The organism is Phenylobacterium sp., from assembly GCF_031360265.1.
Taxonomy (GTDB): Bacteria; Pseudomonadota; Alphaproteobacteria; order Caulobacterales; family Caulobacteraceae; genus Phenylobacterium.
Genome location: NZ_JANMBF010000112.1, coordinates 1 through 5,235, shown reverse-complemented (window position 1 = coordinate 5,235; position 5,235 = coordinate 1). Strand labels below are relative to the sequence as shown.

Here is a 5,235-nt window from a genome sequence, read left to right as displayed (position 1 = left end):
GCGGATGCAGCAGCGCGGGGCGATCCAGTCCCATCCGGATGGCGCGCCAGCCGAGCGCCGGATTGTCCTCCCGCTCGGCCTCCATGTAGGGCAGCACCTTGTCGCCGCCGAGGTCGAGGGTGCGGAAGGTCACGGGCAGGTCGCCGGCTGCGTCCATCACCCGCTGATAAAGTGCGGTCTGGGCGTTGAAGCGCGGCATCTCCTCTGAGACCATGAACTGGAACTCGGTGCGGAACAGGCCGATGCCCTCGGCCCCGGTCTCGCCCAGGCTCTCCAGATCGACGTCAAGGCCGGCGTTCATCAAGAGGATGATCTTGGCGCCGTCGCGGGTGAAGGCCGGGGTGTCGCGCAGCTTGGCGAATTCGGCGCGGCGCTGGCGGCGCACGTCGATGCGGGCCTGGATCGCCTTCACCACGTCGGTGCGCGGACGCAGGTACGCCTCGCCGGTTTCCGCGTCGACGATCACCATGTCGCCCTCGGAGACCCGGTCGCGCAGCCCGGAGAGCCGGCCCACGCAGGGGATGTCCAGCGCCCGCGCGACGATCGCCGCGTGGCTGGCGGCCGAGCCTTCCTCCAGCAACAGGCCGCGCAGCTTCTTGCGGTCGTATTCCAGCAGGTCGGCGGGCCCCAGGTTGCGGGCGATCAGGATGGCGTTCTCGGGCAGGTCGCGGGCCACGTGGCCCTCGCCCGACAGGTGACGCAGCAGCCGGTCGTTAAGGTCCTCCAGGTCGTGCAGGCGCTCGCGCAGATAGGGGTCGCGCGCCTGGCCCAGGCGGGCGCGGTGTTCGGAGCGCACCCGCTCGACGGCCGCCTCGGCGGTCAGGCCGTTGCGCACGGCGTCCACCAGGTTGCGGTTCCAGCCGTCGGAGTGGGCGAACATCCGGTAGGTGTCGAGCACCTCGAACGACGCATCCACCAGGCCGGCGTTGCCCTCCAGCATCTGGTCGATCTGGGCGTGCAGAGCGCCGATGGCCGCGCTCAGCCGGGCTTCCTCGGCGACCACGTCCTCCGACAGCAGCTGCGACGGCGCGACCGGCGGCTCGTGCAGCACGGCGACCCCGTAGGCCAGGCCGTCGCCGAACTTGGAGCCCTTCAGCCGCTCGGGCCGGTGCGGGGCGATCTCGACGCCCTTGAGGTCGTTGGCGCCCAGCAGCTCGCCGGCGGCGACCATCTCGGCCAGCACCATGGCGACGATCTGCAGGTCCTCGACCTCGTCGTCGGTATAGACGCGCGCGGTGCGGTTCTGCACCACCAGCACCCCGATCGCCCGTCCCCCGCGCAGAAGGGGCACGCCCAGGAAGGCATGATACGGGTCCTCGCCGGTTTCCGGGCGGTAGGAGAAGGCCGGGTGTTCCGGTGCGTCGGCCAGGTTCAGCGGCCGGCCGAGCTTCATGATCTCGCCGACCAGGCCCTCGCCCGGCTTCATGCGGGTGACGTGGACGGCGGCGGGATCCAGGCCCTCGGTGGCGAAGAGCTCCATCTCCTCGGCGGCCCGGCGCATGTAGAGCGAGCAGACCTCGGCGACCATCGAGCGAGCGATGATGCGGACCACCATGTCCAGGCGCGTCTGCGCCGGGGCGCCGCCGGCAAGCGCCTCCCGGATCTGCCGAAGCAGACTGCGCTGACCGCGTATGGCTATGCCCGGTGTCGCCATGATCTGGCGGTCGCCTCCCTGGTGGTCTGCTCTTCGCCGCTCCCTAGCAGGTTTAAGCGTCGATCCGGAGACGGAAACACCGCGCTGCATCGTTTGCGGCGGCTGCTCAGAAGATGGGCGCCAGGGTTGAGGTTTCCCGCCAGCGGCCCCATCGTCCCCGCCAACGACAACAACCATCGGTCCTTGGGGGGACGCCATGCTGCGGAAATGGGGCTTTTTCATCCTGGGCTGGGTGCTGATCCTGGCGGGATCGTTCCTGGCGCACGCCGTGCAGACCTCCGGCGGCGTGGCGCTGAAGGACGTGCGGTTCGCCGGAGATGAGGGCCTCACCCAGTCGGGTCTGCTCTATGTGCCGGCGACGGCCACGGCGACCCACCCGGCGCCGGCGGTGCTGGCCAGCCACGGCTACATCAACACGCGTGAGATGCAGAGCCCGTTCGCCATCGAGCTGGCCCGGCGCGGCTATGTGGTGCTGGCCATGGACATGGTCGGCCACGGCTATTCGCAAGGGGCGGTGGGTCAGGTGAAGGATCTGGGCGGCCCCGCGGCGCTGCGCTACCTGCAGAGCCTGCCGTTCGTCGATCGCAACAATATCGGCCTGGAGGGCCACTCCATGGGTGGTGTGCCGGTGGTGGCGGCCGCGGCGGCCCAGCCGGACGGCTATCGGTCCATGGTGCTGGAAGGCTCGACGCCAGGGTTCCTGGGCGCCAAGGCGCCGGCTCACATCAACAACCTGGCGGTGGTGTTCGGCCAGTTCGACGAGTTCTCGGCCCTGATGTGGGGCGTGCCCAAGGGATCGCTGGTGGCCACGTCGCCCAAGCTCGCCAAGGCGTTCGGCGTCGACGGCCCGGTGGTGGTCGGCAAGATCTATGGCGCCATTCCCGACGGCGGGGCCCGGGTGCTGGAAAACCCGCCGGTGACCCACCCGTGGGAGCATTTCAGCCGCGCCGGCGTCGGCGGGGCGGTGGACTGGTTCCAGAAGACCCTGGTGGGAGAGGCCAGCCCCCGCGCGCCCGCCGAGCAGATCTGGCTCTGGAAGGACATCGGCACGGGCGTCGGGTTCATCGGCCTGATCTGCCTCCTGATCGGGACGTTCGAGGTGCTGCTCACGGTTCCGCTGTTCGCCAGCCTGAACCATCCGGCTCAGCCTGTGGCTGAGCGGCGCGGCGGCAAGTGGTGGCTGGCCTTCCTGCTCACCGCGGCGGTCCCGGCGCTGACCTTCTATCCGCTGATGAAGCTGGGGATGCTGTTCTTCCCGATGCCGTTGTTTCCGCAGTACATCCAGAACCAGCTGCTGGTCTGGGCGCTGGCCAACGCGGTGATCAGCGTGGGGATCGGCCTGGTGCTGCGCGGCGGCAAGCCGGTGTTCACCACCAACTGGGTCAAGTCGGCGGCGATTGCTGTGGCCACCGTCGCTGTGGGCTACCTGGCCCTGGTCTTCGTCGATCTGGTGTTCAAGGTCGACTTCCGGTTCTGGGTGCTCGGCCTGAAGCCGCTGGACGGCCGCCACGCGCTGATGGCGATCCCCTATCTGGCGCTCTGGGCGCTCTATTTCCTGGTGGCGCTCCGGGCGCTCTGCGCCAACCTGGGGGTCCGGGGCGAAGGCTTCATCTGGCAGGCCGGCAGCTGGAAGGTGGCGATGAGCCTGGGGTTCGTCGTCCTGCTGGTGGTGGAATATGCGAGCCTGTTCCAGACCGGCCTGTTGTTCACCCCCACCGAGCCGCTCAACACCATCGTGGCGATCCAGTTCGTGCCGCTGCTGGCCACGGTCGGCGCCATCGCGGCGATCACCTATCGGCGGACCAACTCCTATGTGCCTGGCGCGCTGATCTGCGCCCTGCTGCTCAGCTGGTACGTGACGGCGGGGACGGCGACGCACTGGTATCCGGGCTTCAAACTGCCGACCCCGGCGGCGCGCTCGCGCTGAGCGGCGACCTGGGTTAGAGCGCCGGGATGGACCACAGCCTACCCGGCTCAAAGGGCCCGCCTGCTTTGAAAGGATGGGCCGACCTGCTCGGCGAGGGTCGGCTGCCGCGCTTCGCCTTGATCTGTCTGGGCGTCTGGCTGAGTGCGGCCGACAGCCTGGTGACCGCCACCATCATGCCCAGCGTCGGCGCCGAGCTGGGCGGCTACGGCTATTTCAGCTGGGCGACGGCGGGGTTCCTGGTGGGCGCGATCCTGGCCGGGGCCAGCGCCGGGCGGCTCTCGGAGATGTTCGGCCTGCGCCGCGCCATCGTCTTCGCGGGGCTGTCCTATGCGGCGGGCTGCGTGATGAGCGCGGCGGGTCCGAACATCGCCATCTTCCTTGCCGGCCGTCTGTTGCAGGGGGTCGGCGGGGGCTGGATCTCGGGCTTCTCGATGGTGGCCATCGCGCTGATGTTCCCCGAGCGGCACCTGGCCCGGGTTTTCGCCGCGGTGACCAGTATCTGGGGGATCGCCACGGTGGTGGGCCCTCTGGTGGGCGGGCTGTTCGCCCAGGCCCACGCCTGGCGGATGGTGTTCTGGCTGTTCGCCGCCCAGGCCGTGGCGTTCAGCGCCGCCGCCGTCTGGCTGCTCAAGGCCGACGCAAAGGGCGAGGGCGCGCCAGGGGTGCCGTGGACTCAGCTCGGTATCCTGACCCTGGGCGTCGGCGCGATCGCCATGGCCGACATCAGCCGGGGCGCCCTGGCGGCCGGCGGCCTGGTGCTGGCCGGGCTGGCGCTGCTCGGCGTCGTGCTGAAGCTGGACGGTCGCGCGGCCGTTCGCCTGCTGCCGCACCGGGCGGCGGACCTGAAGACCATTGTCGGATCCGGCTACGCCGCGATGTTCGCGCTGACCGCGGCGTCGATGGGGCTGTCAGTCTATGGCCCGGCGATCCTGCAGACGCTCCGGGGCTTGTCGCCGCTGTGGGCCGGCTATGTGATCGGGGCCGAGGCGCTGGGCTGGACGGTCTGCGCCCTGCTGGTGGCCGACACCTCAGCCCTGTGGGACGGCCGCTGGGTGCGGTTCGGATCGCTGTGCGTGGTGGCCAGCCTTGTCCTGTTGACCTGGGCGATGCGTGACGGGGCGCTGGGCTGGGTGATCGCCGGCTCGACCCTGCTGGGCGCGGGCTTCGGCTTCTTCTGGAGCTTCTTAAGCCGGCGCGTCATGGCGGCGCTGTCGGACGACGACCGGGCCATCGGCGCCTCGGCGATCACCGCGGTGCGCCAGACCGGCGCCGCCGTCGGCGCGGCGATCGCCGGGGTCACGGCCAATCTGGTGGGTTTCGGGTCCGGGCTGACGGCCGCCACGGCGCAGGCCTCGGCGGTGTGGGTGTTCGCCACCGCGATCCCGCTGGCCGTGGCGGGAACTTGGGCGGCATTCCGGCTGACCGGCTCGGCGGTGAAGGCCTAAAGCTGGTCCAGGCCATAGGCGGCGTGCAGGGCGCGCACGGCGAGCTCGGTGTAGGCCGCGTCGATCAGCACGCTGATCTTTATCTCCGAGGTGGAGATCACCTGGATGTTGACGCCCTTTTCGGCCAGCGCGCCGAACATGGTCTTGGCCACGCCGGTGTGGCTGCGCATGCCGACGCCGATCACCGAGACCTTGGCCACGTCCTCGTT

The 5,235-nt window shown here is 70.0% G+C and carries 4 protein-coding genes; 2 read left to right on the top strand and 2 right to left on the bottom strand.

Translation table 11 applies throughout. The features are described from left to right. Positions 1 to 1,654: putative PEP-binding protein (locus RMN86_RS10310; RefSeq protein ID WP_309605758.1), on the bottom strand; the 1,654-nt coding region annotated here is incomplete at its 3' end. Positions 1,655 to 1,850: 196 nt separating this feature from the next. Between RMN86_RS10310 and RMN86_RS10305 the strand changes: the two genes are divergently transcribed. Continuing rightward, a complete protein-coding gene (locus RMN86_RS10305; protein WP_309605757.1) occupies positions 1,851 to 3,581 on the top strand; it encodes an alpha/beta fold hydrolase in 1,731 nt (576 codons plus the stop codon). A 65-nt stretch (positions 3,582 to 3,646) separates the two neighbouring features. After that, complete coding sequence (locus RMN86_RS10300; protein ID WP_309605756.1) at positions 3,647 to 5,026, top strand: MFS transporter; 1,380 nt, start codon at positions 3,647 to 3,649, stop codon at positions 5,024 to 5,026. On the opposite strand, the gene RMN86_RS10295 is transcribed toward RMN86_RS10300, so the two are convergent. After that, positions 5,023 to 5,235: ACT domain-containing protein (locus RMN86_RS10295; RefSeq protein ID WP_309605755.1), on the bottom strand; the 213-nt coding region annotated here is incomplete at its 5' end. The genes RMN86_RS10300 and RMN86_RS10295 overlap by 4 nt on opposite strands.

What these genes read in the sequence shown, in the direction of transcription:
- RMN86_RS10305 (WP_309605757.1), top strand. Translation starts at nt 1,851, where the DNA reads ATGCTGCGGAAATGGGGCTTTTTCATCCTGGGCTGGGTGCTGATCCTG.